This window comes from Streptomyces sp. TRM68367 (assembly GCF_014495685.1).
Classification (GTDB): Bacteria; Actinomycetota; Actinomycetes; order Streptomycetales; family Streptomycetaceae; genus Streptomyces.
In genome coordinates this window covers 212,792-239,527 of record NZ_JACTVI010000004.1, presented here as the reverse complement: position 1 = coordinate 239,527, position 26,736 = coordinate 212,792, and the positions used below count along the sequence as shown (strand labels likewise).

The window sequence follows — 26,736 nt, the reverse complement described above, 5'->3', positions numbered from 1 at the left end:
GCAATTCTCCCCGCGGGCCGAGCCGTTGGCGACTGCCGAACCGGGGATCGGCTACCGCTTCGAGGCGAGGCCGATCGCGCGGTGGGCGAGCCGCCTGGCCCAGCCCCGCAGGTGGGGGCAGAGCGGGCCGGCGGCGGGGAAGTCCGTGTCTGTCTCCTCGGCCATCGCCGTGAAGAAGGCTCGGCCCGGCGCCGACTGCAGGGTGGTGCTCCACCGGCGGCCCGGGTGGATGCTGAGCAGCGTGTGAAGGGCCTCGCGGCCGAGCCCCTCCCGCTGCCAGGGATCACTTATCCAGACGTCGAGTATCCGGCCCGTGCGGCAGTCGGCGCAGACGCGATAGCGCAGCCGCCCCACCACCTCGTCCCGGCTGTCGAGGAGAACGATCTCGGCGGGGCGGGAGCGATCGCTCCGGTCCCGCGAAGGCCGGCGGTCGTGGCGCACGCTGGTCGTGACCCGTGACGGCTGCACCCTCGCATCCTGGCATGCACGTCTTCTTCACGCACCGTCCTTTCTGCGGTTACACCGTCTCTGTGGTTACACCGCCGCCTCGCGTGACGGGCAACGACAACGCCCTCGTCGCCGGTGTGCGGCTGTGCGGGGGACGGCATCGAAAACGCCGCAAAGATTGCCGGAAGCAGGCAATGTCCCGTGCGGAGCCGCCGTGTGAACATGCCTGTGCCGACGGGGGAGCGCAAGGAGAGGCGGTGACGGTGCAGATGGCCTGGTTTCTGGGTCTCGGCATGACGGGGGTCGCCCTCCTTGCCCTGGCGCTCCTCTTCGACGGAGTGCTCGAAGGGCTCTTCGGCGGCGTCTTCGACGGCTGGCTGTCGCTGCCGGTCGTTGCCGGGTTCGTGTCCATGCTCGGTTTCTCCGGCGCGATCGTCATGGGCACCACGGGGCTCGGTGCCGTCGGGGCCACGGCGGTGGGCGTGCCCGCCGGTGTGGTCACGGGCTGGCTCGCCTACCGCCTGAGCCGGGCGCTGATGAGCGACCGGTCCGGCGCGGCGCCCCGTGACGACGACCTGATCGGCGCCCCGGGGTCCGTGGTGACCGCGATTCCGGCCGGCGGCTATGGCGAGGTGCTGGTGCACCTGGCGGGGCAGCCGGTGAAGCTCGCGGCCAGAAGTACGGGCCCGGTGGCCCGCGGCAGCGAGGTCTGGGTGGACGAGGCACTGTCGTCCACAGCCGTCTCGGTGCGCCGCGTCGAACGCTGAGCGCCCGGCTGGCCGTCGCTCACCGCACGGCACGGGCCGAGCCGGTGCCGTGCACCGGCGTGACATCTACCGATTCGCCGTCCTCCGGGGGAGGGCTGAGGGGAAATCATCATGAGTTCAGTCGCCATCGCCGTTGTAGGAGTCGTCGTACTCCTCGTTCTGATCGCGCTGGTCGTCGTCACCCGCTACAAGGTGGCCGGTCCGAGCGAGGCGTTCATCGTGACCGGGCGGCGCGGCAAGAAGGCCACCGATCCGGAGACCGGACGGATCTTCACCGACAACAGCGGGCAGAAGGTCGTGGTCGGCGGCGGCGTGTTCGTCGTGCCGTTCGTGCAGCAGAAGTTCACCCTCGATCTGTCCTCGCGGCACATCCCGGTCGCGGTGCGCGGCGCGGTCACCCTGCGCGGGGTCAAGGCCCACCTGGAGGGCGTGGCGATCGTCAAGGTCGGCGGCACCGAGGACTCCATCCGGGCGGCCGCGCAGCGGTTCCTGATGCAGCAGGACGGCATCGTCGGCTTCACCCAGGAGGTGCTCTCCGGCGCGCTGCGGGCGATCGTGGGCCGGATGTCGGTGGAGGACGTCATCCGGGACCGGGCCGCGTTCGCCGGGCAGGTGGCCGAGGAGGCGGAGGCGAGCCTGTCCGGACAGGGCCTGGTGCTCGATGCCTTCCAGATCCAGGACATCACCACCGAGGGCTCCTACCTGGAGGACCTGGGCCGCCCGGAGGCCGCGCGGGCCAAGCAGGAGGCGGACATAGCCGAGGCGGTCGCCCGGCGTGCCGCCGAGCAGGCCCGGCTCAAGGCCGAGGAGGAGATCGCGGTCGCGCAGCGGACCTTCTCCCTGAAGCAGGCCGAGATCAAGGCCGAGACCGATGAGGCCGCGGCCCGGGCGGCGGCTGCGGGACCGCTGGCGGAGGCGGCCCGGCAGCAGGAGATCCTCTCCCAGCAGGAGAAAGTCGCCGAGCGGCAGGCGGCGCTGACCGACCGTCAGCTGGACACACAGGTCCGCAAGCCGGCCGACGCCCAGCGGTACGCCGCCGAACAGGAGGCGGAGGCCAGGCGGGTGGCCCGGGTGAAGCAGGCCGAGGCCGAGCGGCTGGCCGGGATCGCGGCCGCGCAGGCGGAGGCCGAGCGGGCGCGGCTGACCGGTGAGGGTGAGAAGCAGCGCCGCAGCGCGCTGGCCGAGGCCGAGGCGATCGAGGGCCTGAAGCAGGGTGAGGCGGAGCGGTCGCGGCGTGCGGCGATCGCGCAGGCGGTGCGGCTGGAGGGCGAGGCCGAGGCGGCGGCGATCGGGGCGAAGGGCGCGGCCGAGGCCGAGGCGATGCAGAAGAAGGCCGACGCGTTCGCGCAGTACGGCGACGCGGCCGTGCTGCAGATGCTCGTCGAGGTGCTGCCGCAGGTGGTGGCCAAGGCGTCCGAGCCGCTGAGCGCGGTGGACAAGATGACGGTGATCTCCACGGACGGGGCGAGCCGGCTGTCGCGCGCGGTCGCCGACAACGTCGCTCAGGGCGTCGAACTCCTCGGCTCGACCACCGGAGTCGACCTCGCCGAGCTCCTCAAGGGCCTCACCGGGCGGGCTGGCGCCACCCCGCCCGCGGGCACCGCGCCCGCCGAGGCCAACGGACAGATTGAGATCGCCGGCTGACAACGTCGCCGGACGACGGTTTCACGGGAGCCGGGGCGGGCATCGAACCGCCCCGGCTCCCGGCCGGGGAACGCGGCGGCCCGTTCCCGAATCACGACGGCTCCTCGGCGCATACAGGGCGATCGCTCACGGCACTGACGAGGACGACCGCCCGGCCGGCTCAGGAGTCGGCGGCCAGGAGTTCGCTGGAGCAGGTGCGCGGCGGTGATGACGCCGAGCAGTCGTGCTCCGGCCTTGTCGCGGTCCACGACCGCCACGAGTGGGACCGCGGCGAGCGTGGGATCGTCGATGACGTACTCCGGCACCAGCGCCTTGATCATCTGGGAGGCGGGCAGCCGGTGCTCGGCCATCAGCCGCGCCACGTCCAGGGCGTCGGTGTCGATGCCGACCGTCTCGTACTCCACTGCCGGGTCATGTGCCCGCACCATCGGCTCCCGTCCCACTGTCACGTCCCACTGCACGGGCTTACAGTTCAGAATTTACTGAATCCAGGATGCCGTGTACTGTCGCCGGGTGTGCTGACTGTTGCCTCCGACATCGAAGTGCTGGTCCGGTTCGGCCGCGCGCTCGCCGACCCCATCCGCTGCCGCATCCTGCTCGCCCTGCGCGAGGCCCCCGCCTACCCGGCCGACCTCGCCGACACGCTGGGCGTCTCGCGCACGCGGCTGTCCAACCACCTGGCCTGCCTGCGTGACTGCGGTCTGGTCGTCACCGTGCCCGACGGGCGCCGTACGCGCTACGAGCTCGCCGACGAACGCCTCGCCCACGCGCTCGACGACCTGCGCACGGCCGTGGTCGCCGTGGAGGCCGACCGCACCTGCCCGGACTCGGCGACGAAGGAGTGCTGCTGACCATGGCCACGCACGCGTCCCTCTCCCTCGGCCCGGGCCCCGCCCGGCGTGACGCGCTCGCCCGCCGGATACGGGTGCTGGTCGCCGTCACCATCGCCTACAACGCCGTCGAGGCGGCCGTCGCCCTCACCGCCGGCGCCCTCGCCTCCTCCACCGCCCTGATCGGCTTCGGCCTGGACTCCGTCATCGAGGTGTCCTCCGCCGCCGCGGTCGCCTGGCAGTTCTCCGCCCGCGAGCACGCCGTACGGGAAGCGCGCGAGCGGACGGCGCTGCGGATCATCGCCGTCTCCTTCTTCGCCCTCGCCGCATACGTCGCCGTGGACGCCGTACGCGCTCTGGCGGGGCCCGGAGAGGCCGGAACCTCCCTGCCCGGCATCGTGCTCGCCGCCCTCTCCCTCGCCGTCATGCCGCTGCTGTCCGCCGCCCAGCGCCGCGCCGGACGCGAACTCGGCTCCGCCTCCGCCGTCGCGGACTCCCGTCAGACCCTGCTGTGCACCTACCTGTCCGCCGTCCTGCTGGCCGGGCTGGTCCTCAACGCCACGGTGGGATGGTCCTGGGCCGACCCGGTCGCCGCCCTCGTCATCGCCGCCGTCGCTATCAAGGAAGGCCGCGACGCCTGGCAGGGCAAGGGCTGCTGCGCACCCTCCGCCGCTACGGCGGCCCCCGACGGGACGGCTGCCTGCGCCTGCTGCCACGGTTAGAGTGCGGCCAGCGACTCTCGTCGCCGTGTCGGCAGGGCACTGACCGGGAAGGACCAAGGCGTGATCATCTTTGGCACCAAGGGATACCTCTACCAGCTCGCGATACTGACGCTGCTGTGCGGCAGTTGCGGCAACCCCGCCGCGCACACGCTCAGGAAGCGCGTCACGAAGTTCACGCTGTTCTTCGTACCGCTGATCCCCCTCTCCACGAAGTACACGACTCAGTGCACCTTCTGCGGCGCGGAACAGAAGGTGACGGCGGACCAGGCGGAACAACTCCAGGCCCAGGCCGCCGGCGGCCACCCGCAGGGTCACCCGCAGCAGCAGCCGTACCAGTCCTGACGCCGAAGTCCCGTTCGTGCGGGACGTCTTGACTCCGCATCCGCCACCTGGATACTTGCTGGGCAGCGAGTATCCGCCACGTGCGGAAAGTCCGTTCGACGCATCCCCGCACGCGGATTTCCGGGACGCGCGCACCACCCCCTGTTCTTCTGCGGCACCCCCGTGTGTTCGGCATGTCGAACATTGTGCGGAGTGTCGCTCGCCCCCCACAGGAGGAACCCGCAATGAGTCGCAACAAGGCGGTCGTAGCCGCACTGGCCGCCGCACTGCTGGCCGGACCCGGCATCGCGCAGGCCGCCCCGCAGACCGCACCCGCAGCCGCGCCGCAGGCGCGGGTGGGGGCTGCCGACATCACCTGGCGTCTCGAACGGGCCGGCAGCCCCACCGAGGACCAGCGGACCGCCTACGACCAGATCACCCGGGCCATGAACGCCGCCGTGGCCCGCTACAACAACCTCAGCGACCTGGGCAAGGCCATCACCGTCCGCTACGAGCCGGGCGTGCCCACCGCCGACGCCAACCTCAACGGCACGATCCGCTTCGGCAGCAACCGCAGCTACATGACCGAGCGGACCGCCCTGCACGAGATAGCCCACACCGTCGGCGTGGGTCTGAGCTCGGGCTGGAACTCCCTCGCCGGCGGCGGCACCTGGCGCGGTGCGCAGGCCACGGCCCTGGTCCGGCAGTTCGACGGCCCGAACGCCAAAATCTCCACCGGCGGCCAGCACTTCTGGCCCTACGGCCTCAACTACGAGAACGAGTTCTCCAACACGGCGGCCGACCGCCACGTCCAGATCGTCGCCGCCATGAAGCGGGACGGCATGTAGCAGACGGGCAGTTGGTGCCCGGGGCGGCCACCGCTGCGGGCACCGGCCGTCTGCACGGGCGGGCGCCGCGTCAAGTGCCGATTGTCAGTGGCGGATGTGAGACTGCCCGTCATGACTGAACCGAACCTGAAGGCGGAGCTGGTCCGTTACCTGCAGGACGGCCGTGACGCCCTGCTGTGGAAGCTCGACGGCCTGTCCGAGTACGACGTGCGCCGCCCCATGACGCCGACCGGGACGAACCTGCTGGGCCTGGTCAAGCACCTCGCCGGAGTGGAGCTGGGGTACTTCGGCGACGCGTTCGGGCGGCCGTACTTCGACAAGGAGCCGCAGCCCGGGTGGTACGGGGAGAACGGCGAACCGGGCGCGGACATGTGGGCCACCCCCGACGAGTCGCGCGAGGAGATCGTCGGGCTGTACCGCCGGGCGTGGGAGCACGCGAACGGCACGTTCGAGGCGCTGCCGCTGGACGCGATCGGCCACGTCCCGTGGTGGCCCGAGGGCCGGCGGGCGGTGACACTGAACCACGTCCTGGCGCGCATGATCGCCGACACCCACCGGCACGCCGGCCACGCCGACATCCTGCGCGAGCTGATCGACGGCAGCGTCGGCATGCTGCCGGGCAACACCAGCCTGCCGCCGGGGGACCGGGCGTGGTGGGAGCGGTACCGTGACCGGCTGGAGCGCGCGGCGCGAGAGGCAGACGCCCGTGACTGACCTACCCCGGACGCGTCGCGCAGCTGCACATCGTCGCCCCATTCGCCCCCTCACTTCACAGAATCCGCACAGAACCCCGTCAGCTCTTTAATTCTCAAGCGTTACGCTCACCGGCAATCGAGTGGCCGAGGGCGGCCCTGCACCCGCCGCGGCACTCGCACCCCCCACCAGGCACAGGAGAGCGGCGTGCGTGACGGCGACGTAGTGGTGATCGGCGGCGGCTACGCCGGTGTACGGCTGGCGAAACGGCTCGACGCGACGGCGCGGGTCACACTCGTGGACCGCAAGGAGGTCTTCTTCCACCGCATCGCCTCCCTGCGCGCGGGCGTGCATCCGGAGTGGTCGACGACCCCCTTCATCCCGTACGACCGGCTGCTGCCCAACGGCAGTGTCGTGATGGGCAAGGTGGTCCGCGTCGACACCGCCGAGCGGCAGGTGGTCCTGGCCACGGGCGACCGGATCCCGTACGACGTGGTGGTGATCGCCACCGGCGCCGACTACCCCGAACCGGCCCGCTTCACCGGCACCACCGTCGAGGAGGCGGCCAAGTCGTTCGCCGAACACCAGCGGAACATCGCCACCGCCGGTCACGTACTCGTCGTCGGCGGCGGCCCCTCCGGCGTCGAACTCAGCGCCGAGATCCGCCTCGCCCGGCCCGAGGCCAAGGTCACCCTCGCCCACTCGGGGCCGGTCCTGCTGCACTCCACGGGCAGCGAGCGGGCCGGCCGCAAGGCCCGCGCCTGGCTGGAGTCGCACGACGTGGAGGTACGGCTCGACGCCTTCATGTCCCCCGGCAACGACTTCGGCACCTACCGCGACGCCCACGGCACCGTCATCGAGGCCGACGCCTCCTACTGGGCGACCGGCACCACCCCCAACACGCTGTGGCTGCGCCTGGCCGGGCAGGGCGACTGGCTGAACGCGTCCGGGCACGTGAAGGTCGACCGGATGCTCCGGGTCGACGGCCGGCTGGACGTGTTCGCGGTGGGCGACGTGAACGACATCAGCGAGCCGAAGATCACCCCCGCCGCGATCGCCCAGGCGGACCTCGCCGCCCACAACATCCGTGCCTTCCTGACCAGTTCCGGCCGGCACCGCAAGCAGCCCCGCTCCTACCGGCCCCTCCACCGCAGCCCGCTCATCGTGCCGTTCGGCTCCGCCGACGGGCTGACGGTCGTGCCCGTGTTCGGCGGCGGTGCGGTGCTGGGCGGCCGTACGACGACCGTTGCCAAGGCGAAGACCCTCATGACGCCGTACATGCGGCGGCAGTTGGGTTACACGGCGGCCTGAGCCGCGTCAGCGCTCGGCGACGATGGGGCGGACGCGGTCCGCCTGGGGGCCCTTCGTGGTCTGCGGGCGGGGGCTGCGCGTACATGCCGTCTCGTACCGCGTGGTGGAACCAAAAGTCACCCGGCACGAGGACGCCTGAAACCGCCCTGACCCGTTTGTCGCGAACGCCGTCCGCCGGGCGGGTGGCGTCGGCACCGTCGGCGTCCCCGGGGCCGGCGGCCGTTCGGGGCATGAGGAGATGGCGGCCTTCATGGCGTGCGCCCACGCCAAGTTCACCGGCGAGGTCGGCTGCTGCGTCGCCACGTCGGGGCCCGCCGCGGTGCACCTGCTCAACGGACTGTACGACGCCAAGCTGGACCATCAGCCCGTCGCCGCGGTGGTCGGCCAGCAGAAGCGGCTGTCACTGGGCGCCTATTACCAGCAGGAGATCGCCCTCCAGCAGCTGTTCGCGGACGTCTCCGAGTTCTGCCAGACGATCGTGCACCCGGCGCAGGCCCGGCACGTCATCGACCGGGCGTTCAAGACCGCGCTCACCACCCGCGGCGTCGCCACGGTCATCGTCCCGAACGACGTACAGGAGGAGGACGCCCAGCCCTCGCCGCCGAAGAAGCACGGCTCGGTGTTCTCCAGCGTCGGCTGGAGCCGTCCGCGCCTCCTGCCCGAGGCGGGGGAGCTGCGCAGGGCGGCCGGCATCCTGAACGCCGGCAGCAAAGTCGCCATGATCATCGGGCAGGGCGCCCACCTCGTCGGGGACGCGAAGGAGACCCTCAAGGCTCTTGTGCCGCTGCTGCACCGCAAGGAGGACCGCGGCTGGCGGGAGAAGATCGAGAAGGACGTCGCCGAGTGGGACGCGATCTGCGAGAAGCGGGCGGGCCAGCACTTCGGAAGGACGATCAATCCTCAGGCGGTGGCCTCGCAGCTCTCGCCCCGGCTGCCGGACGACGCCATCGTGACCGCCGACTCCGGCTCCGGCACGCACTGGTGGGCGCGGCATCTGAAACTGCGCAAGGGGATGCAGGCGTCGTTGTCCGGGACGCTGGCCACGATGGGCCCCGGCACGCCGTACGCGATCGCCGCCCGGTTCGCGTATCCCGACCGGCCGGTCATCGCCTTCGTCGGGGACGGCGCGTTCCAGATGAACGGTATGAGTGAGATGATCACCGTCAAGCGGTACCTGGACCGGGAGAGGGCGTGGTCGTCGATCAGCCGTGCCGGGGCCCGGGGCCCGGGGCCTCGTGGCCGCGATGGCGATGACGGGCAGCCGCACGGTGGCGGCCGGTCTGGCACCCGGGGAGAGGACTCCGCCGGAGGCGATCGTGGAGAAGCATGCGCCAGGTCCGTTCTCGCGCTTGGACGAGCACCATCGCCGAGCCGTGACCGAGCTCCTCCACTGGGCGTACGGTGCCGGTGGAGGCGTGGCTTTCGGCCTTCTTCCCGCACGGATCCGTCGATTCCCGGGGACAGGGGCGGTCTACGGACTGGCAATCTGGCTGGGTTTCGAGATGGGGCTCGCTCCGCTTCTCGGCATCGAGCAGGCGCAGCAGCGGAAGGTGCTGTGGCGCGTTGTCATCGCGCTTGACCATGTGCTGTACGGGGTGGTCGTGGCCGGCCGGCTGGCCCTGGAACCGGCGGTGGACGCAGACCGCTTCGCCGTACGTCTACTCGACGCGGCAGGCGTCGAGTAGACGTGTGGACGTGTGGCTCAGCAGTCGCGGAACTCCGGGGACTGGTTGAGCACCTGGGAGCGCACCGAGGTGAACTTCGCGTACGTCTCGCTCTCCCGGGACTCGGGGCGGAAGGCCGCCACCCGGTGGCAGTTCTGGAAGGCCAGCGTCACGCCGAAGTGGCGCTCCAGGCTGCCGCGGATCGCGTCGCTGGCGAGGGCGCGCAGCAGCTGGCCGCGCTCCTTCTCGGACGGGGGAGGCGTCTGGTTGTCGGTGAACTCGGCCTTGCCGTCGCGCAGGCCGGCCGCGAGGGAGGCGATCAGGTCGTAGGCGTAGGGGAGGGACGTGCGGACGGTGTCCACGAAGTCCTCCTCGCGGATGTCACCGTGCTCGGCTTCGGCGAGGAGCGTCGGGGAGACGTCGAGAGACATGGGTAAGGGGTGTCCTGTCTTGCGTTGGTGCTTGGGCAGGTGCTGAAGAGGTGTGCTGAAAGCGGGGGACAGCGGTGTGGTCAGGTCAGCGCCGCCGGGCCCGGTACGAAGTCGGGGTCGACCTGGCCGGCCAGGTCCTGGCCCGTGCGGTCGTCGGCCCAGGCGCGGGCGTTGCGCAGGTGGAACTCGACGGCGTGGCGGTGCAGGCGCTCCCAGTCACGGGGGTGGGAGTCGACGGCCTCGCGCAGCACGTTCAGGGCGTGCCGGTTGTGCGGCTCCAGGGAGTCCAGGGTGTCGAGGCCGCCCTCGGCACGGCCCTGTTCGGCCGCGCGCACCCAGGAGGAGTGCACGAGGTGGGTCAGGAGGTCGTCCCCCACCTCCTCCTTGAGGAAGAGCAGATCGTCCTCGCAGGTCACCTTGTTGCCGATGACCGCGATCCGGATGCCGAACTGCTCGGCGTGGTCCCGGTACTGGCGGTAGACGGAGACGCCCTTGCGGGTGGGCTCCGCCACCAGGAACGTCATGTCGAAGCGCGTGAACAGGCCGGAGGCGAACGCGTCCGCGCCCGCCGTCATGTCGACCACCGCGTACTCGCCGGGGCCGTCGACGAGGTGCCCGAGGTACAGCTCGACCGCGCCCAGTTTGGAGTGGTAGCAGGCCACGCCCAGGTCGCTTTCGTCGAACTCGCCCGTCACCATCAGCGGCACACCGCCCGCCCGGCCGACGTGCCGCGCGTGCAGCTCGTCGTCGCCGAGCAGCCGCAGCAGGCGGGAGCCGCGGCCGGGCGGGGTCGTCTTGATCATCGCGTCGCGGGAGGTGATCCGCGGGTTGCTGCCGCGCAGGTGGTCCTTGATCTCGCCCAGGTGCGCGCCCAGGGGAGGAGAGGTGAACGGTTCCTCGGCCTCGGGGGCGAGCGCCTCGGACAGGTGCTGGTTGATGTCGCCGTCGATGGCGAGGACCGGCGCGCCGGACCGCGCCAGATGGCGGGAGAAGAGCGCCGACAGCGTCGTCTTCCCGCTGCCGCCCTTGCCGACGAACGCGATCCTCATGACCGCTCCGCGTTTTTGAAAATGGATGTCATGTGGCTAGGTTTAGGGGGTGCCGGGAGCGGTGTCAAATCGTCTGAGGAGCACGTCATTTGGGGTGTGGCGGCCCGGTCGTCGATCACCCTGCGATCAGCGGGTTCCGCGGCCGGGTTGATCGACCGGTTCTACTTAATGCATATGATGTGCAAGTGCGTGACTACAGCATCAGGGCGGCGAGCCCGGAAGACCTCGACGGTGCGCGGGCCGTGATGCTCGACACCGTCTACCGCGACTTCGGTACCGGCTACGTGCCCCGCTGGCACGCCGACATCATCGACCCGGCCGCCGTCTACCTCGCCCCGCCCCGCCACACCCTCCTGGTCGCGTGCGACCCGCGCGACGGGGAGATCGTGGCCACCGCCGCCCTGGACTCCCGCGGCCCGGCGCACCCGCCGAACCCGCGCCACCTCGCCGAGCGCTACCCCTGCGGCGAGACCGCGCAGCTGCGCCGCGTGTACGTCCGTCCCGGGCACCGCAGGCGGGGCCTGGCCCGGCGCATGGTCGACCGGCTGCTGGAGTTCGCCGCGGCCGACGGAGGCTACCGCGCCGTATATCTGCACACCGACCCGTCCGTCCCGGGCGCCGAGGACCTCTGGCGGTCGCTCGGCAAGGTCGTGCACGACGAACGCGAGGACCCGGACGGCGGAAACGGCGTCGTCCACTTCGACATACCGATGGAACGGTGACCGATGCGCTCTCTCAGCCGCCGCCTACTCGCCGCGCTCGCCGCCGCCCCGCTGCTCACCGGCTGCTTTGCCTCCGGCGGCGAGGCGTCCTCGGGTGACGGCGCCCAGGGCGGCTCCCGGCTGCGGGTCGCCCTCGCCTTCCCGCCTGCCGAGGGGCTCTCGCCGTACGGCGCGGACGCCACGCTCCTGAGCCGCCTCGGCGTCACTGAGGGTCTGACCGCCCTGGACGCCAACGGCGCCGCCGCCCCCGCACTCGCCGAGTCCTGGCGCCGGGAGAACGCCCGCACCTGGGAGTTCACCCTGCGCGAGGCCACCTTCCAGGACGGCACGGCCGTCACCCCGGCCGCTGTGTCCGACTCCCTCGCCCGGGCCACGCGGGCCAAGCCCGTGCCCGCCGCGCTCTTGGGCGTCACCCTCACCGCGAAGGCTGACGGCAGCCGCGCCGTACGCATCACCACCGGTGCACCCGACCCGGTGCTGCCGATGCGCCTGTCCAGCCCGAGCCTGGCGATTCTCGCGCCGAAGGCCTACGACAAGCAGGGCGACGCCGACCCCGCCGGCACCGCCACCGGACCCTTCGAACTGACCGAGTTGAACGGCGCCACGTCCGCCGGCCTCGACCGCTACGACGACTACTGGGGCGGCCGTGCCCAGGCCCCCGGCATCGACGCGCGCTTCATCAAGGACGGCACGGCCCGCGCCAACGCCCTGCGCACCGGCGAGGTCGACATCGCGGAGGCGATCCCCGTCGCCCAGGCCGCCGCCCTCGACAAGTCCACCCTGAAGGAGACCGCCACCACCCGCACCACCAGCCTGCAGCTCAACACCGCCTCCGGCCCCTTCAAGGACCCGAAATTGCGCGCCGCCGCGCGTACGGCCGTCGACACGTCCGCGATCGCCGAGGACGTCTTCGAGGGGTACGCCGACCCCGGCGCCGGCATCTACGGGCCCGCCGTGACCTGGGCCGAGGGCAAGCGCGCCCGGCCCGCCGGACGCGCCCGGCCCGCCCGGCCCGCCGGCACGACGATCACCCTCGCCACCTACGACAACCGGCCCGAACTGCCCGAGGTCGCCCAGGTCGTGCAACAGCAGCTCCAGAAGGCCGGCTTCAAGGTCGAGCTGGAGGTGCGCGAGTACTCGCGGCTCGAGAACGACGCGCTGGACGGCAGGTTCGACGCGTTCATCGGGGCCCGCAACAGCCTGGTGGACACCGGCGACCCGGTCGGCGTGCTCGCCGGCGACTACACCTGCGACGGCGGCTACAACCTGGCCCAGCTGTGCGACAGGAAGGTCGACTCGGCCGTCACGAAGGCCGAGGGCACCGACGACACCGGCAAGCGGCAGGACGCCGCCATGGCCGCCGAGGCGGCGATCCTCGGCACCGACGCCGTCGTGCCGCTGGCCCACCAGGGGATCATTGTCGGCGTCTCCACCGGGGTACGGGGCGTGCTCCTCGACCCGTACGAGCGCGCCCTGGTCGGCGCCGGAACGCGACGCTGACCCATGCGGCACCACTCGGCCACGGTCCTGTGGCGTGCACTGCTCGCGGCGGCCCTGGTGTGCGGGATCGGCTTGCTGCCGTGGCTCACGCACACGGACCCGGCGCTGACCGTGCTCAAGGCCCGGTCGGCCGACCGCGATCCCACGCCCGAGGTCCTGGCCGACATCCGTGCCCGACTGGGGCTGGACGACGGCCCGTTGCACCTGCTCGGGCAGTGGCTGACCGGTCTGGCGCGCGGCGACGCCGGACGGTCGTGGCTCTCCGGCAGCGAGGTCATGCCCGCGGTGCTCCAGGCGCTGGGCGTCTCGCTGCTGCTGATGGCGGTGGCCCTCGTGGTCGCCGTCCTCACCGCCGGACTCGTGTGCGCCCGCACCCTCCGGACGGGCGGACAGTCCCGCAGGAGCGGCAGCGGCTCCGCGGCCATCGCCGCACTGCCGGAGTTCCTCGTCGCCTCCGTGCTGGCCACCGTCGTCGGCGTCCAGCTCGGCTGGCTGCCCGCCCTCGGCTGGTACGGCCCGAAGTGGACGGTGCTGCCCGCGCTCGCCCTCGGCCTGCCCGCCGGGGCCGTGCTCGGGCGGCTCCTCGACGACCTGCTGCCCTGCGCCTTCGCCGAGCCCTGGGCGGCGGCCGCCGCCGCGCGCGGACTGCCCGGCCGGGCCATCGCCCGAAAGTCGCTGCGCCGCTGCGTGCCCGCGCTGCTGCCCAACTTCGGGCTGTTCGTCATCGGCCTGACGGGCGGTTCCGTCGCGGTGGAGCAGATCTTCGACATCCCCGGTCTCGGCCGCACCACCCTCCAGGCCGCCCTCGCCCAGGACCTGCCCGTGCTCCAGGCGGGCACCCTCCTGCTGGTCCTGCTCGCCGCCGGGACCTCGGCGCTCAGACGCCTCGCGGCCCGCCTGCTGATCGGCCCCGCCCTGCGCGACGGCGCCCTGCCCACCCTGCACCGGCCCATGCCACCGGCCCGCGGGATCCTGCCGTTCGTCTACGGCGGACTGCTCATCGTCGTCATCGCCCTCGGCCTGCCCCGCGACCCGCACACGCTGAACACCGGCGCCCGCCTCGAAGCCCCCGCCTGGGAGCACCCCTTCGGCACCGACGCGCTCGGCCGGGACATGCTCGCCCGGGTCGGCCACGGCGCCCTCGACACCCTGCTGCTCGCCCTCGCGACCAGCGCCGCGGCCCTGGTCGTCGGCGTCCTGCTGGGGCTCGTACCCCGGCTGTCCGGGCCGCTCGCCGACACCGTCAACGCCGTACCGCCGGTCCTGGTCGCGCTGCTGGTCACCGCGGTCGCCGGCAGCGGACCCGGCACGCCCGCGCTCGCCGTCACCGCCGTCTCCTGGGCCGCGCTCACCGCGCACACGTCCTCGCTGCTGCGCCAGGAACGCGCCGCCCTGCACCTCACCGTCACCCGCGGCCTGGGCGCGGGCCGCTGGTACCTGCTGCGCCACGAACTGCTGCCCGCCGTCCTGCCGCCGGTCACCCGCCACGCCCTGCTGCGGGTGCCCGGCGTCGCCCTCGCCCTCGCCTCGCTGGGCTTCCTCGGCCTCGGCGCGCAGCCGCCGTCCCCGGAGTGGGGCCTGCTGCTCGCCGAGAACCAGCCCTACGCCGAGCGCGCCCCCTGGTCCGTGCTCGCCCCCGCCGCCGTCCTCGCCCTGCTCGGCGCGCTCGCGGTGACGGCGGCAGGCGGGATACGGCTGCCGCGGCGGGCCCGCCGCGCCAAGCCCCTGGCGGAGTCCGACGGTCCGTCACCTGCAAGGAAATTGGTGGGAGCCCGATGACGTCCCTGACGACCGGACTGCGCAAGGAGTCGCCCGGCCGGAGTCGCCTGTCACCCCTGCTGCGGCTGCTGATCCTCACCCAGCTCGCCTTCAACGTCGGCTTCTACGCCGTCCTGCCCTTCCTGTCCGAACACCTCGGTCAGGCCATCGGCATGGCGGGCTGGCTGGTCGGCTTCGTGCTCGGGCTGCGCACCTTCAGCCAGCAGGGTCTGTTCGTGGTGGGCGGCGCGCTGGCCGACCGGTACGGCATCCGGCCCGTCGTGCTCGCGGGCTGCGTGCTGCGCATCGCCGGGTTCGGCTGGCTCGGGTACGCCGACGAGACCTGGTCGGTCATCGGGGCGGTGCTGCTGATCGGGTTCGCCGCCGCGCTGTTCTCCCCGGCCGTCGAGTCCGAGGTCGCCCGGCAGGCCGTGGTCTGGGAGGAGGCCGGCGGCGGCTCCCGTACCCGGGTGCTGGCGCTGTTCACGGTCGCGGGGCAGGCGGGGGCGTTCGTCGGGCCGCTGCTCGGCGCGCTGCTGCTGGGGGTCGACTTCCGCGTGGCGTGCCTGGCCGGGGCCGGCATCTTCGTGCTCGTCCTCGCCGGACACGTCTGGCTGCTGCCGCAGCACATCCCCGGCCGGCCGCGCACCAGGGCCGGGGGCGGGCTGCGGCTGCTGCTGCGCAACCGCCGCTTCCTCGCGCTGTGCTGCGCCTACGGTGCCTATCTGCTCGCCTACAACCAGCTCTACCTGGCCCTGCCCGACGAGGTGGAGCGTGCGGCGGGCTCGCAGGCGCCGCTGGCCTGGCTGTTCGCGCTGTCCTCGCTGCTGGTGGTGACCGCGCAGCTGCCGGTCACGCGGTGGGTGGGGGAGCGGCTGGAGCTGCGCCGGTCCATGGTGGCGGGGCTGCTGCTCATCGCGGCCGGGTTCGCGGTCGTCGCGGCGGCTCGCCCCGCGGGCTGGACCGGTACGGCCGGGCTGCTGCCGGCGGCCGGGTTCGTCGTCCTGCTCACCTTCGGCCAGATGCTCGTCGCGCCGGTCGCCCGGGCCTGGGTGCCCGATCTGGCCGAGGAGGGGCGGCTCGGGCTGTACACCGGGGCGCTGTCCTCGGTCTCCGGTCTGATCGTGCTGCTCGGCAGCTCGGCGAGCGGCACGCTGCTCGACGCGGGGCTGCCGCCGGCCGTGCCGTGGCTGGTCCTGGCTGCCGTGCCTGCCGCGGCGGTGGTGCTGCTGCCGCGCGGTCGATGACAGTGCGGTGTTCACCGGGTGCCCGGTGTTCCTGCGGGCCGGGGGTTGGGTGCGCAGCCCGGCGCTGACGGGGTGCCGCCGCGCCCACCATGCCGCCCCAGGCGGCACGCACGCCCGCGGTTACGGACACGGTTGCGCGCCGTCGTTGGGTGCGGGTGGGTGGGGTGGGGTATGCGTGCCTGCGGTTGCGGACGTGGTTGTGTGCTGTCGTCGGGTGCGGCCCGCGCAGGTTGCGGTAGGTGTGCCGCGGCTTGCGGCAACGTTGCGCGCCATCGCCGACTGGCGGGGCAACGGCGGCCGGCTGGCGCGCCGACTCGGATCTCCCGGCGACTCGCTCGCGTACGAGCCGATGTCACCCGGCGACCAGCTCGCGTACCTTCTCCGCGGGTACCCGCAGGACTCGGGACGTGCGCCACAGCCACAGGACGTCGCGGCCGAAGGACCACACCAGGAGGGCCAGGGCCAGGGCCGCCACCGCGAAGTTGGCCGCGTGGGGCAGGAGCTGGGCGCCCGCCAGCAGCAGGAGTACGCCCTGGAGGGCGGCAACCGTCTTGCGGGCGGTGCTGGGCGGCAGCGGGGTGTTGAGCCACGGCCACGCGCGGGCCGCGGCGACGAAGACGTACCGCATCGAGCCGATGAGCAGCACCCACGGGCCGAGCTGCGTGGCCACGTACACGCTGAGCACCAGGATCAGGAACGCGTCGACCTCCATGTCGAAGCGCGCCCCCAGCGGCGTCGACGTCCCCGTGCGGCGGGCGACCTTGCCGTCGACGCCGTCGAGGATCAGGGCCACGGCCGTCAGGCCGACCAGGAGCGAGACGGGCGGCGAGTCCTGGAAGGAGTCCGCGACCAGCGCCGTAACGCCGCCCACCAGGGTGGCGCGGCCGAGGGTGACCCGGTTGGCGGGGCCGAAGGAGCGCAGCCGGGAGCGGTGCAGGGCCCGGGAGAGCACCGCCCAGGTGGCGATCGCGAACGCGAGCCCGGACAGCCAGCCCGCCGGCCCCATGCCGATCGCCGTGCCGAGCAGGGCCAGCAACAGGATCTGCACGCCCGCCCCCAGGGCGGTCTCCTGCTGTACGAGCCTTGCGTCGTAAGTACTGTTCAGGGCCACCGAACATCCTCCGGCCGTGTGACAGAGTCGATCAACGCCGCTACCTTGTGCGCGGCCTGTGCACCCCTCGGTACGTGTGCAGCTTCCCGATCGTTCAGGAGGATTCCGATGAAGCGCACCGCACGTGCGTTCTGGCTATACTCGCCTGGCCGAGGCGGGATCCGCGACGCGGACCTGCCCGGACCCGGCCCGGACGAGGTGCTGGTCCGCACCCTGTTCTCCGGCGTGAGCCGCGGCACGGAGACGCTCGTCTTCCGCGGCGGCGTCCCCGAGAGCCAGCACGCGGCCATGCGCGCACCCTTCCAGGAGGGCGAGTTCCCCGCCCCGGTGAAATACGGCTACCTGAACGTCGGAGTCGTCGAAGAGGGCCCCGAGGCGCTGCTCGGCCGTACGGTCTTCTGCCTCTACCCGCACCAGACCCGCTATGTCGTCCCGGCGAGCGCCGTCACCCCGGTGCCGGACGGCGTGCCCGCCGAGCGGGCCGTGCTGGCCGGCACCGTGGAGACCGCCGTGAACGCCCTGTGGGACGCCGCGCCCCTGGTCGGCGACCGGATCGCGGTGGTCGGCGGCGGCATGGTCGGCTGCTCGGTCGCCGCCCTGCTGGCCCGTTTCCCCGGCGTACGCCTCCAGCTCGTCGACGCCGACCCGGCCCGCGCCGAGACCGCGAAGGTCCTCGGCATCGACTTCGCCGTGCCCGCCGACGCCCTCGGCGACTGCGACCTGGTCGTGCACGCCAGCGCCACCGAACAGGGCCTGAGCAGGGCACTCGAATTGCTGGCCGCTGAGGGCACCGTCGTCGAACTGAGCTGGTACGGCGACCGCAGGGTCAGCCTCCCGCTCGGCGAGGCCTTCCACTCCCGGCGGCTGACCGTGCGCAGCAGCCAGGTCGGTACCGTCTCCCCGGCCGGCCGCCCCGGTCGCGGCTACGCCGACCGGCTCGCGCTCGCCCTCGACCTGCTCGCCGACCCTGCCCTCGACGCCCTCGTCACCGGAGAGTGCGCGTTCGAGGACCTGCCGGTCGTGCTGCCCAAGCTGGCGTCCGGCGAGATCCCCGCCCTGTGCCACCGGGTGCGGTACCCGGGCAACGGTTGACGATTCGCTCAATCCGGTACGTTCAATCCGGTACGACAAGAGCGCCTGACCTGCGCGTTTCTCCGCCCACTCTCCGTAATTCTCCGGGGGTGAAGAGTGGCGGATGGAGGGGCCGGAAGGTCCCCGAGGGGTGGACGCGCGAGGACGTCGAGCGCGGTTACCGGTGGGTGAACGACGTCAAGCGCGGCCCGTCGGCATGGTCCATCGACCGCCTCGACAACGAGTAATCGAACGCGAACGCTCACTCTCGATCCGCTTGTCCAACGCCTCGCCCGCCAGTCGCCCCAGATTTCGAATAGTGAGAGAGGGCAATCATGGGTCTGCCGCGCGCCGAGTCGAGCATCATGAGCAACAACGATGCGCGAGTGAGGGGGCCCGCCATGTTCGAGTACCGGTGCAAAACTGTGCGGGGCGACCGAGCCCGCCGCTACCAAGGCCGAGGCGCGGGCCGTGCGCGCCGCGCACCGCGACGAGTTCCACGGGCCCGACGAGATCGTTGAGGTGGGGCGGATGCGGTTCGTGGACCTGCCGCGCGAGCAGAAGATCGCGACCGTCGTCGTCGCCCTGGTCCTCCTCGTCGCCAGCCTGGTTCGCTTCGGCTGACGGCAGCTCCATTGGGCCCTGCGGCGGGGCCAGCCGATCACCAAAGCCACCCGGCGCCGTGTCCGGACATCCGTGTGACCCGCCTCCGGACACCCCGGCATCCGGACGTGCGTCCGCGTCCGGACATCCGCCGACGTCCGGGCATCCGCGTCCGGACGCCCGGAGACGCATCTGGGCACGACAAAGCCCCCCGAACGCGACGAACACAACGGGGGGCGGCCTGCTGAGTAGCACTAATACTGCCAATATAGGTGGTATGACCGATTTGTTTAGCGGTGGAGGCTTCACCGCCCCCACTGTGTGCGGGTGAGCAGGAGGCGCGGTGACGGCTGACAAGGCTGGCCCCGTGAGCGACGCAGAGCCGCCCGAGCTGCTGCTGTTCGGCTCCCCGGCAGCCCCTGGCGAAGACGCCTGGGGGGAAGGAGCGCCGGTCACGGAGACGCTGGACCTCGTCCTCCACCATGCGACGACATGCCTGGACGGCCTGGGCGCCCTGGTGCACCGGCATGATCCTGCCGCCGGTCGGCTGCGCCTGGTCGCGGCCAGTGGGCTTGCCCGGGCAGGCGTGGGAAAGTGGGCGGATCTGCCCGACGAGCAGGACGTGGCGCCCGCGCACGCCGTGCGGCGTGGTGCCTTCGTCTGCGTTGCCGGGGACAGCCTGGGGATCGGCGCGGCCGGCACGGCGGCAATGCCTCTCCCCGGCGCCGATGGGCCGGTCGGTGTGCTGTCCGTGCTCACGGCAGGGCCCGGTGAGCCAGATGAGGCGCAACGGTCCCTACTGCATGCGTTGGCGGCGTGGGCCGGTGCGCGCCTAAGCAGCGGGGCGGCCACGTCGCGCGGCCCTGGTCCGGTGGCCGGGGCCAAGCGATCTGTACGCATGGGTGAGCTGACCGCCGCGCTGGCTGAGGCCGTAACCTCCCACGACGTTGTGCAGGCAGTGGCTGAGTTCGTCCTGCCCCCGTTCGGTGCCGACGGGCTGGTGTTTCAGATGCTGGAAGGCGGCCGCCTGAATGTCGTCGGCGCCGCCGGATATCCGCAGGAATTCCTCAGACTGGTCGACGGGATCCCGCTCGCCGCCCATGCCTCTTTCCACGATGTGGTGGAAACTCGTACTCCTCGGTTCATCGAGTCGACGGCCGAGGCTTCCGGACGCTATCCGACGCTGAGGCATCTGCACGAGGCGTCACCGAAGGAAGCGTGGGCATTGCTGCCCATGATGGCCTCCGGACGCGCCGTCGGCTTGTGTGTGGTGTCCTTCAGTGAGCCGCGTTCCTTCAGCGACGAGGAGCGCACCTTGCTGACGGCTCTGAGCGGCCTGGTCGGTCAGTCCGTTGAGCGGGCCCGCCTCTATGACCTGGAGCACGCCCGGGCCCAGGAACTGCAGCGTGGACTGCTGCCCAGGACGCTGCCCCGCCTGCCCGCCGCCAGCGCCGCCGCCCGGTACCTGCCCGCGGGCCGGGGCGAGGAAGTGGGTGGCGACTGGTACGACGTGATTCCGCTGTCCGCCGACCGGGTCGCCATGGTGATCGGCGACGTCATGGGGCACGGCATCACCGAGGCGGCCATCATGGGTCGGCTGCGTACCGCCGTACGCACCCTCGCCGACCTGGAGATGCCCCCCGACGAGTTGTTCAGCCGTCTCAACGACCTGGTCTCCGAGCTTGGCGAGGACTTCTACGCCACCTGCTTGTACGCCATTTTCGACCCCGTCGCGCGCACGTGCACGTACTCCCTGGCCGGTCACCCCCCGCCGGTCGTCGTCCACCCCGATGGCACCGTACACAGCCCCGACTGGACCCCCGACCCTCCGCTGGGGGCCGCCAGCCCGCCCTTCGCCACTCACCAACTGCACTTGCCAGAGGAGAGCCTTGTCGTCCTGTGCACCGACGGGCTCATCGAATCCGCCACCCGCGACGTCGACCAGGGACTCGCTCAACTGCGGCAGATCCTCTCCCAGGGCACGGCCCACACCGCCTGTTTCGAGGCCGCTGACGAGGACGACGATGTCCGATGCCTGGAGGAGCTGTGCGATAGGGTCGTCTCGGCTCTGCTGCCCGACCAGGGGCAGACCAATGACGACGCCGGCCTCCTCGTCGTCCATACCCGGTGCGCCGCCGCCCGTGATGTCGCCTCCTGCAGCCTTCCCGACGATCCCCGGGCAGCCGGACAGGCCCGCGAATACATCGGCAAACAGCTCGACACATGGGGGCTGGGCGATCTCGCGCTGACCACGGAGCTACTTGTGAGCGAGCTGGTCGGCAACGTCGTCCGGCACGCCAAGGGCCCCATCCGCCTGCGCCTGCTGCGCAGCCGCTCACTGATATGCGAGGTCTACGACGGCAGCCTCACCACCCCCCGCATCCGCCACGCCAGTTACACCGACGAAGGCGGACGCGGCCTGCAACTCATTGCCGCCCTTTCCCGGCGTTGGGGCGCCCGCTATCTCCAGGACGGCAAGTGCATCTGGACGGAGCAGGACCTCCCGCTTGCGCATGCCTCCGGGGAACCTGGGCGCACAAGCGTTCTCGCGTAGCGGCAGTCAGTGTCCCTCGAAACAGTTATCCGGGCAGGCGCCCGGCCGGGGCCCCGGGGCTGCTTGGTGTGTTCAGCAGTCGATGGCGATGGAGGCTCCTGCGACGCGGGAGGCGCACGCGCACATCGTTCGGCCGTCGGCGTTGACGTTCCGAGAGGAACACGTCCCGGTGGTCGACCTTGCCGGCCACGTCGAGTATCGAGAACTCTGCACAGGCCGCATTCGCCGCGGCGGCAGTCGTACATCATCTTCCCTCGACCCCGGCGAGGTGGTGGTGAGCATCGAGACCGACCGCGGCCCGTGGGACCGCCTCGACGCGTTGCAGACCCAGGCGTTCTCCGCCCTGAACGCCTCATCCGGAGCCCGCCGCTACTACGACAAGCAACGCGCCCGCGACGTCGACTACAACCCCGCACTGCGTCAGCTCGGCAACAGGCTCGTCGGCATCCTCCACGGCTGCCTCAAGACCCGAACCCTCTACGACGAAGCGACCGCGTGGTCACACCACGCCCAGCCCTCACCCCATGCCGCTTGACCTCAAACGACACGGGGTGTCTGACCTGAGAAAAGAGGTACCGGCGGCTGAACAAGGGAAGGCAAAGAGCCGTACTACACGGCATCCCCGGCAGCGATCAGCGGGGAGCAGACGCGCCGCACCTGGAGGGTCGTCCGTTGTTCAGCATCACCGTCCGCGATCACATCATGATCGCCCACAGCTTCCGCGGCGAGGTATTCGGACCCGCGCAGCGCCTGCACGGAGCCACGTTCCTGGTGGACGCGACCTTCCGGCGCGAACAGCTGGACGAGGACAACATCGTCGTAGACATCGGTCTGGCGACCCAGGAGCTCGGTGCGGTCGTCAGCGAGCTGAACTACCGCAACCTCGACAACGAGCCCGACTTCGCCGGTGTGAACACCTCCACGGAGTTCCTCGCCAAGGTCATCGCCGACCGGCTCACCGAGCGCATCCACAAGGGCGCGCTGGGCGAGGGCGCCAAGGGCATCGCGGGGCTCACGGTCACCCTGCACGAGTCGCACATCGCCTGGGCGAGTTACGAGCGTGCGCTGTGACCGACACGACCATCGAACGGGCCGGGCAGGCCCCGACGACGACTGAGCGGGCGACGCTGGGCTATGTGCCCGTGCAGCACACCGCCCTGAAGAACGCCGAGATCATCCCCAGGTCCCTGCGTACCGTGCACTTCGTGATGCCGGCCGGCGTCGACGACCTGGCCACGCCGAGCGGCGGCAACGCCTACGACCGGCGGGTGAGCCTGCACCTGCCCGGCTTCGGCTGGCAGGTGCACAAGCAGCTCGTGGACGGCGACTGGCCCCGGCCGGAGGCGGACGCCCGGACGGAACTCGCCCGCAAACTGCGGGAGTTGCCGGACGGCACGGTCGTCCTGCTGGACGGTCTGGTGGCGTGCGGCGTCCCCGAGATCGTCGTGCCGGAGACCGAACGGCTGCGCATGGCCGTCCTCGTCCACCTCCCGCTCGGCGACGAGACGGGGCTCGATCCCGCCGTGGCCGCCGACCTGGACGCCCGGGAGCGCACGGTGCTGCGGGCGGTCCCGGAGGTGATCGCCACCAGTGCCTGGGCGGCCCGCCGCCTCGTCGCCCACCACGGCCTCGCCCCCGACCGCGTCCACATCGCCGCCCCCGGCGCCGACATCGCGCCCCTCGCGCCCGGCACCGACGGCGTGTCCCGGCTGCTGTGCGTGGCCGCCGTGACCCCGCGCAAGGGGCAGCACCGGCTGGTGGAGGCGCTGGCCACGGTGACCGACCTGCCGTGGAGCTGTGTGTGCGTCGGCTCGCTGGAACAGGATCCCGAGTACGTCGCGCACCTGCGGCGACTGATCGCGAAGTACGGCCTGCGGGACCGGCTGGAGCTGGCCGGACCCAAGGCCGGCGCCGACCTCGACGCCCGTTACGCCGCCGCCGACCTCATGGTCCTCACCTCCTACGCCGAGACCTACGGCATGGCGGTGACGGAGGCGCTGGCGCGCGGCATCCCGGTGCTGGCGACGGACGTCGGCGGCCTCCCGGAGGCGGTCGGACGCGCCCTCGACGGCGGCGTGCCCGGCATCCTCGTCCCGCCGGAGGACCCCGCCGCCCTGGCCGCCGAACTGCGCGGCTGGTTCGGCGAGGCGGACGTACGGCGCCGACTGAAGGCCGCCGCCCGCCGCCGCCGCGCCGCCCTGGACGGCTGGGCGACGACAGCACAGAGCCTGGCCGGAGTACTGCGCCGGCTGCCCAGCGAACCCCGGAGGGCCGCATGAGGAACACGGCGACGACACAGCAGGGCGGGCGCATTCCGGCGCAGCCCGGTCCGCGGAACACCACGGACATGCCGATGCCGCCGGCGGAGTGGAGCGCGACGGCCGTGGCTACGGCTGCCACCCCCGCCGCGCAGTCGGTCATCCCGGGTGCCGGGCCCGCGCTGCGTCCCGGTGAGTGGGCCACGCTGAAGCTGCGGGAAACCGGGGAAACAGGGGAAACGGGGGAGGCCGAGGGCGAGGAACCGCCGCGGTACGCGCCCGAGTGGCTGCAGTTGCGGGAGGGCCCCGACGCCGCCGCGCGGGCGCACGACCTGCTCGACCCGCTGCGCATCCGGCTCGCCAACCTGCCGGGCCGGGCCGACGGGCTGGTCGTGCACGACCTGGGCTGCGGCACCGGTTCGATGGGCCGCTGGCTGGCGCCGCTGCTCGACGGCGCCCAGCAATGGGTCCTGCACGACCGCGACCCCTACCTGCTGCACTTCGCCGCCGTCGCCTCCCCGCGCTCGGCCGCCGACGGCAGCCGGGTCACCGTCGAGACGCGGCGCGGTGACGTCGCCCGGCTCACCCCGGACGTCCTGCGCGGCGCGTCCCTCGTCACCGCCTCGGCGCTGCTCGACGTGCTGACCCGCGAGGAGATCGACACCCTCGCCGCGGCGTGCGCGGGCGCCGGCTGCCCGGCCCTGCTGACGCTCTCCGTGGCCGGACGCGTGGACCTCACCCCCTCCCACCCGTTGGACGCGGAGATCGCCGAGGCCTTCAACGCCCACCAGCGCCGGGGAGACCTGCTCGGACCGGACGCGGTCACGGCGGCGTGCGAGGCATTTTCGGAGCGTGGTGCGACGGTACGGGTGCATCCGAGTTCCTGGCGGCTCGGGCCCGCCGAATCCGCGCTCACCGCGCAGTGGCTGCGCGGCTGGGTCGGCGCCGCCGTCGAACAGCGCCCGGACCTGCGCGAGCGCGCCGACCGCTACCTGGAGGAACGCCTCGCCGCCTGCGCGGCCGGCGAGCTGAGCGCCGTCGTCCACCACAGCGACCTGCTCGCCCTGTGCCGCCCGACGGGCGGGGCGGCATGAGCGCGCAGACGGTGGGAGCGGAGGCGCGACCGCGCACGGTACGGGCCACCGTCCGCGCGGGCACCCGCAAACGCCGCGCCACCACACGGCCCCGCGTACCCGGCACCCCGAACCCCCACGCCCCCGGCACTCCGCCCGCCCGCGCACCCGGCCCCTCGGCGACTGAGGACCCGTCCACGCAGCCCCGCGTGAGCGACCGCGGCGCCCCGCACCTCTCCGCGCCGGCCGATTCCAACACCCCGTATCCACCTGCCCAGTCCACCCCCGCCACACCACCCTGCCGCGCCCGCCGCCTGTTCTCCCGGCTCGGGGACCGCAAGCTCCGTACCCACATCGGTACGGTCGCCGGTGTCGTCATCCTCGCCGTGCTGGTGTGGCGCATGGGGACCGGTGTGTTGCGGGACGGGCTGCGCCGGATCGACGCAGTGACGCTGCTCGCGGCGGTCGGGATCGGGATCGTGACCACGGTGTTCAGCGCGTGGCGGTGGGCCCTGGTGGCGCGGGGGCTGCGGATCCGGCTGCCGCTGGGGCCGGCCGTGGCCGACTACTACCGGGCTCTGTTCCTGAACGCGGCGCTGCCCGGCGGCGTCCTCGGCGACGTGCACCGGGCGGTGCGGCACGGGCAGAGCACCGGGGACATGGGCCGCGGCGTGAAGGCGGTGGTGTTCGAACGGGCCGCCGGACAGGTCGCGTTGGTCGCCATCGGCGCCGTGGTGCTGCTGACCATGCCGTCACCGGTGCTGACCGAGGTCCGCGGTGCGATCCCGCTCGTCGCACTCGCGACGCTGGGCGCGCTCGCGGTCGTCGTCGCCGTGCGCATGAACCGGGCGCCCGCGCGGCGGGGCCGTGACCTGCGGGCGAGGTTCGGCGAGGCGCGGGAGGGGCTGCTGTCCCGCCGTAACTGGCCGGGGATCCTCGTCTCGTCCGTCGTCGTCCTGGCGGGGCACATCACCATGTTCGTGGTCGCCGCCCGCGTCGCCGGGGCCACCGCCTCCGTGGCCGTGCTGCTGCCGTTGGCCGTGCTCGCGCTGCTCGCGATGGGCCTGCCGCTGAATGTCGGCGGCTGGGGCCCCCGAGAGGGCGTCACCGTCTGGGCGTTCGGCGCCGCGGGACTCGGCGCGAGCAGCGGGCTCGCGGTCGCCGTGGTGTACGGCGTGCTCAGCCTGGTGGCCAGTCTGCCAGGTGTCCTCGTCCTGGCCGCCCGCTGGTGCACCGGCCTGCGCGCCGGGTCCCGGACCGTTGCACCCGGCCCGAAACGCCATCACGCGCCCGACGGGCACTACCCGCGCTCGTCCCCGGCCGCCGCCGTACCGTCCGCGGACGTCAGCACCGAGAAATACGCACCGAAGGAATCCGCCAGGCTCGCCAGCAGTTCCTTCCCCTTTTCCACGGAAGCCCTTGAGGGACGGCCGATGACACCCGAATCGGTATAGCCGGACATACCGAGGGCGAGCAGTTGACGCCGGTCGTCCGCGACGAAATCGGAGGTCTCATAACCGGGTCGGACCAATTCGGGATGAGCGTGCAGAAGGACGGAGGTCTCGATTTCCCCCGCGTGCATGTCGGTGAGCAGCGAGGTGACCACACCCGCCCGCTCCCGGGCCGCCTCCCAGTCCTCCGGGGCCGGGAACAGTGCCATCCGCTCGCCGCGGGCGGAGGATTCCTGAACGACGTTGCCCAGGACGTAGTTCCCGCCGTGCCCGTTGACCAGCACCAGCGCGTCGACGCCCGACCGGCGGAGCGAAGCCGTGATGTCCCGTATCACCGCATGAAGGGTCACCGACGAGATGCTGACGGTCCCCGGCCAGGCCGCATGCTCGTGCGAGCAGGAGATGGTCACCGGAGGAAGGAGGTGCACCGGGTACGCCGCGGCGACCTCCCGCGCGATCGCGCACGCCATCAGCGTGTCGGTCGCCAGCGGCAGGTACGGGCCGTGCTGCTCGAAGCTCCCGACCGGAAGAACAGCGACCTGTCGTGAGACGCCCGCCCCCCGCGTCCGTACGTCTTCAGTGGTGTCCGCCGGCACCAGACCGTATGCCGCCGACCGCGTCCCCGAACCACTCATTTCCTCACGGCCTTTCGTCTCTGCTT

The 26,736-nt window shown here is 72.2% G+C and carries 26 protein-coding genes and 3 pseudogenes; 23 read left to right on the top strand and 6 right to left on the bottom strand.

The window, feature by feature from the left end; genetic code table 11:
• Positions 1–51: 51 nt before the first annotated feature.
• Complete coding sequence (locus tag H8R17_RS05170; RefSeq protein ID WP_187821918.1) at positions 52–468, bottom strand: GNAT family N-acetyltransferase; 417 nt, start codon at positions 466–468, stop codon at positions 52–54.
• Between the two features lie 248 nt (positions 469–716).
• Here H8R17_RS05170 and H8R17_RS05165 point away from each other — a divergent pair, with 248 nt between their 5' ends.
• Positions 717–1,214 (top strand): hypothetical protein, encoded by a 498-nt coding sequence (locus H8R17_RS05165; protein ID WP_187821950.1) that lies wholly within the window; start codon positions 717–719, stop codon positions 1,212–1,214.
• Positions 1,215–1,325: 111 nt separating this feature from the next.
• Positions 1,326–2,858: a flotillin family protein gene (locus tag H8R17_RS05160; protein ID WP_187821917.1), complete on the top strand. Its 1,533-nt coding sequence runs from the start codon at positions 1,326–1,328 to the stop codon at positions 2,856–2,858.
• Between the two features lie 182 nt (positions 2,859–3,040).
• Here the strand turns inward: H8R17_RS05160 and H8R17_RS46375 are convergent.
• Positions 3,041–3,283 (bottom strand): annotated as a pseudogene (locus H8R17_RS46375) (CBS domain-containing protein); the annotation flags it as partial.
• Between the two features lie 90 nt (positions 3,284–3,373).
• Here H8R17_RS46375 and H8R17_RS05155 point away from each other — a divergent pair.
• The 8 genes and pseudogenes from H8R17_RS05155 to H8R17_RS46370 all read left to right on the top strand — a co-directional run bounded on the left by H8R17_RS05155 (position 3,374) and on the right by H8R17_RS46370 (position 9,268).
• Complete coding sequence (locus H8R17_RS05155; RefSeq protein WP_187821916.1) at positions 3,374–3,709, top strand: helix-turn-helix transcriptional regulator; 336 nt, start codon at positions 3,374–3,376, stop codon at positions 3,707–3,709.
• Between the two features lie 2 nt (positions 3,710–3,711).
• Complete coding sequence (locus tag H8R17_RS05150; protein ID WP_187821915.1) at positions 3,712–4,410, top strand: cation transporter; 699 nt, start codon at positions 3,712–3,714, stop codon at positions 4,408–4,410.
• Positions 4,411–4,470: 60 nt separating this feature from the next.
• Complete coding sequence (locus H8R17_RS05145; protein WP_187821914.1) at positions 4,471–4,752, top strand: zinc-ribbon domain-containing protein; 282 nt, start codon at positions 4,471–4,473, stop codon at positions 4,750–4,752.
• A gap of 224 nt (positions 4,753–4,976) precedes the next feature.
• Positions 4,977–5,579 (top strand): hypothetical protein, encoded by a 603-nt coding sequence (locus H8R17_RS05140; protein ID WP_187821913.1) that lies wholly within the window; start codon positions 4,977–4,979, stop codon positions 5,577–5,579.
• A 111-nt stretch (positions 5,580–5,690) separates the two neighbouring features.
• On the top strand, positions 5,691–6,293 hold the full coding sequence (locus H8R17_RS05135; protein ID WP_187821912.1) for a DinB family protein: 603 nt from the start codon (positions 5,691–5,693) through the stop codon (positions 6,291–6,293).
• Positions 6,294–6,479: 186 nt separating this feature from the next.
• A complete protein-coding gene (locus H8R17_RS05130) occupies positions 6,480–7,583 on the top strand; it encodes an FAD-dependent oxidoreductase (RefSeq protein ID WP_187821911.1) in 1,104 nt (367 codons plus the stop codon).
• Between the two features lie 229 nt (positions 7,584–7,812).
• Positions 7,813–8,766, top strand: a pseudogene (locus H8R17_RS05125) (thiamine pyrophosphate-dependent enzyme); the annotation flags it as partial.
• 367 nt (positions 8,767–9,133) lie between these two features.
• Complete coding sequence (locus tag H8R17_RS46370; protein WP_262505021.1) at positions 9,134–9,268, top strand: hypothetical protein; 135 nt, start codon at positions 9,134–9,136, stop codon at positions 9,266–9,268.
• 17 nt (positions 9,269–9,285) lie between these two features.
• Here H8R17_RS46370 and H8R17_RS05120 read toward each other — a convergent pair whose 3' ends face one another.
• Together H8R17_RS05120 and H8R17_RS05115 are read right to left on the bottom strand one after the other, a co-directional pair.
• Positions 9,286–9,678 (bottom strand): SCO5389 family protein, encoded by a 393-nt coding sequence (locus tag H8R17_RS05120; RefSeq protein ID WP_187821910.1) that lies wholly within the window; start codon positions 9,676–9,678, stop codon positions 9,286–9,288.
• Positions 9,679–9,758: 80 nt separating this feature from the next.
• Positions 9,759–10,727 (bottom strand): ATP-binding protein, encoded by a 969-nt coding sequence (locus H8R17_RS05115; protein ID WP_187821909.1) that lies wholly within the window; start codon positions 10,725–10,727, stop codon positions 9,759–9,761.
• A 185-nt stretch (positions 10,728–10,912) separates the two neighbouring features.
• On the opposite strand from H8R17_RS05115, the gene H8R17_RS05110 reads away from it, so the two are divergent.
• From H8R17_RS05110 to H8R17_RS05095, 4 genes are read left to right on the top strand one after another with little or no spacing between them, the layout of a single operon-like run.
• On the top strand, positions 10,913–11,449 hold the full coding sequence (locus tag H8R17_RS05110; RefSeq protein ID WP_187821908.1) for a GNAT family N-acetyltransferase: 537 nt from the start codon (positions 10,913–10,915) through the stop codon (positions 11,447–11,449).
• Positions 11,450–11,452: 3 nt separating this feature from the next.
• Positions 11,453–12,949 carry an ABC transporter substrate-binding protein gene (locus tag H8R17_RS05105; protein WP_187821907.1) on the top strand — a complete coding sequence of 499 codons (1,497 nt, stop codon included), beginning with the start codon at positions 11,453–11,455 and terminating at the stop codon, positions 12,947–12,949.
• Between the two features lie 3 nt (positions 12,950–12,952).
• Complete coding sequence (locus tag H8R17_RS05100) at positions 12,953–14,728, top strand: ABC transporter permease subunit (RefSeq protein WP_187821906.1); 1,776 nt, start codon at positions 12,953–12,955, stop codon at positions 14,726–14,728.
• Complete coding sequence (locus H8R17_RS05095) at positions 14,725–15,954, top strand: MFS transporter (protein ID WP_187821905.1); 1,230 nt, start codon at positions 14,725–14,727, stop codon at positions 15,952–15,954. The genes H8R17_RS05100 and H8R17_RS05095 overlap by 4 nt, the downstream gene beginning before the upstream one ends.
• Before the next feature lie 352 nt (positions 15,955–16,306).
• On the opposite strand, the gene H8R17_RS05090 is transcribed toward H8R17_RS05095, so the two are convergent.
• Positions 16,307–17,065: a CDP-alcohol phosphatidyltransferase family protein gene (locus H8R17_RS05090; protein WP_187821904.1), complete on the bottom strand. Its 759-nt coding sequence runs from the start codon at positions 17,063–17,065 to the stop codon at positions 16,307–16,309.
• A 108-nt stretch (positions 17,066–17,173) separates the two neighbouring features.
• Here H8R17_RS05090 and H8R17_RS05085 point away from each other — a divergent pair, with 108 nt between their 5' ends.
• The 9 genes from H8R17_RS05085 (at position 17,174) to H8R17_RS46365 (ending at position 26,078) form a co-directional block, all read left to right on the top strand.
• Positions 17,174–18,157: a zinc-binding alcohol dehydrogenase gene (locus H8R17_RS05085; RefSeq protein ID WP_187821903.1), complete on the top strand. Its 984-nt coding sequence runs from the start codon at positions 17,174–17,176 to the stop codon at positions 18,155–18,157.
• A gap of 89 nt (positions 18,158–18,246) precedes the next feature.
• Complete coding sequence (locus H8R17_RS05080) at positions 18,247–18,384, top strand: hypothetical protein (protein ID WP_187821902.1); 138 nt, start codon at positions 18,247–18,249, stop codon at positions 18,382–18,384.
• Between the two features lie 223 nt (positions 18,385–18,607).
• Positions 18,608–18,760 carry a hypothetical protein gene (locus tag H8R17_RS05075; protein ID WP_187821901.1) on the top strand — a complete coding sequence of 51 codons (153 nt, stop codon included), beginning with the start codon at positions 18,608–18,610 and terminating at the stop codon, positions 18,758–18,760.
• Between the two features lie 346 nt (positions 18,761–19,106).
• Positions 19,107–21,293 carry a SpoIIE family protein phosphatase gene (locus H8R17_RS05070; RefSeq protein ID WP_316959310.1) on the top strand — a complete coding sequence of 729 codons (2,187 nt, stop codon included), beginning with the start codon at positions 19,107–19,109 and terminating at the stop codon, positions 21,291–21,293.
• Positions 21,294–21,567: 274 nt separating this feature from the next.
• Positions 21,568–21,828: a hypothetical protein gene (locus tag H8R17_RS05065; RefSeq protein ID WP_223124637.1), complete on the top strand. Its 261-nt coding sequence runs from the start codon at positions 21,568–21,570 to the stop codon at positions 21,826–21,828.
• 137 nt (positions 21,829–21,965) lie between these two features.
• Entirely contained in the window at positions 21,966–22,364 is a 399-nt protein-coding gene (locus H8R17_RS05060; RefSeq protein ID WP_187821900.1) for a 6-carboxytetrahydropterin synthase, read from the top strand.
• Complete coding sequence (locus H8R17_RS05055; protein ID WP_187821899.1) at positions 22,361–23,572, top strand: glycosyltransferase family 4 protein; 1,212 nt, start codon at positions 22,361–22,363, stop codon at positions 23,570–23,572. Before H8R17_RS05060 ends, H8R17_RS05055 begins: the two co-directional genes overlap by 4 nt.
• Positions 23,573–23,646: 74 nt before the next feature.
• Positions 23,647–24,645, top strand: coding sequence for a trans-aconitate methyltransferase (locus H8R17_RS05050; RefSeq protein ID WP_399476292.1), 999 nt, complete (start codon positions 23,647–23,649; stop codon positions 24,643–24,645).
• Positions 24,642–26,078 (top strand): lysylphosphatidylglycerol synthase domain-containing protein, encoded by a 1,437-nt coding sequence (locus H8R17_RS46365; protein ID WP_262505020.1) that lies wholly within the window; start codon positions 24,642–24,644, stop codon positions 26,076–26,078. Before H8R17_RS05050 ends, H8R17_RS46365 begins: the two co-directional genes overlap by 4 nt.
• Here the strand turns inward: H8R17_RS46365 and H8R17_RS05045 are convergent.
• Positions 25,964–26,710 (bottom strand): annotated as a pseudogene (locus tag H8R17_RS05045) (creatininase family protein); the annotation flags it as partial. The gene H8R17_RS46365 and the pseudogene H8R17_RS05045 overlap by 115 nt on opposite strands.
• Positions 26,711–26,736: the final 26 nt, after the last annotated feature.

What these genes read in the sequence shown, in the direction of transcription:
- H8R17_RS05140 (WP_187821913.1), top strand. Translation starts at nt 4,977, where the DNA reads ATGAGTCGCAACAAGGCGGTCGTAGCCGCACTGGCCGCCGCACTGCTG.
- H8R17_RS05050 (WP_399476292.1), top strand. Translation starts at nt 23,647, where the DNA reads ATGCCGCCGGCGGAGTGGAGCGCGACGGCCGTGGCTACGGCTGCCACC.
- H8R17_RS05100 (WP_187821906.1), top strand. Translation starts at nt 12,953, where the DNA reads ATGCGGCACCACTCGGCCACGGTCCTGTGGCGTGCACTGCTCGCGGCG.
- H8R17_RS05120 (WP_187821910.1), bottom strand. Translation starts at nt 9,678, where the DNA reads ATGTCTCTCGACGTCTCCCCGACGCTCCTCGCCGAAGCCGAGCACGGT.
- H8R17_RS05115 (WP_187821909.1), bottom strand. Translation starts at nt 10,727, where the DNA reads ATGAGGATCGCGTTCGTCGGCAAGGGCGGCAGCGGGAAGACGACGCTG.
- H8R17_RS05135 (WP_187821912.1), top strand. Translation starts at nt 5,691, where the DNA reads ATGACTGAACCGAACCTGAAGGCGGAGCTGGTCCGTTACCTGCAGGAC.
- H8R17_RS05160 (WP_187821917.1), top strand. Translation starts at nt 1,326, where the DNA reads ATGAGTTCAGTCGCCATCGCCGTTGTAGGAGTCGTCGTACTCCTCGTT.
- H8R17_RS05085 (WP_187821903.1), top strand. Translation starts at nt 17,174, where the DNA reads ATGAAGCGCACCGCACGTGCGTTCTGGCTATACTCGCCTGGCCGAGGC.
- H8R17_RS05150 (WP_187821915.1), top strand. Translation starts at nt 3,712, where the DNA reads ATGGCCACGCACGCGTCCCTCTCCCTCGGCCCGGGCCCCGCCCGGCGT.
- H8R17_RS46365 (WP_262505020.1), top strand. Translation starts at nt 24,642, where the DNA reads ATGAGCGCGCAGACGGTGGGAGCGGAGGCGCGACCGCGCACGGTACGG.
- H8R17_RS05105 (WP_187821907.1), top strand. Translation starts at nt 11,453, where the DNA reads ATGCGCTCTCTCAGCCGCCGCCTACTCGCCGCGCTCGCCGCCGCCCCG.
- H8R17_RS05165 (WP_187821950.1), top strand. Translation starts at nt 717, where the DNA reads ATGGCCTGGTTTCTGGGTCTCGGCATGACGGGGGTCGCCCTCCTTGCC.
- H8R17_RS05095 (WP_187821905.1), top strand. Translation starts at nt 14,725, where the DNA reads ATGACGTCCCTGACGACCGGACTGCGCAAGGAGTCGCCCGGCCGGAGT.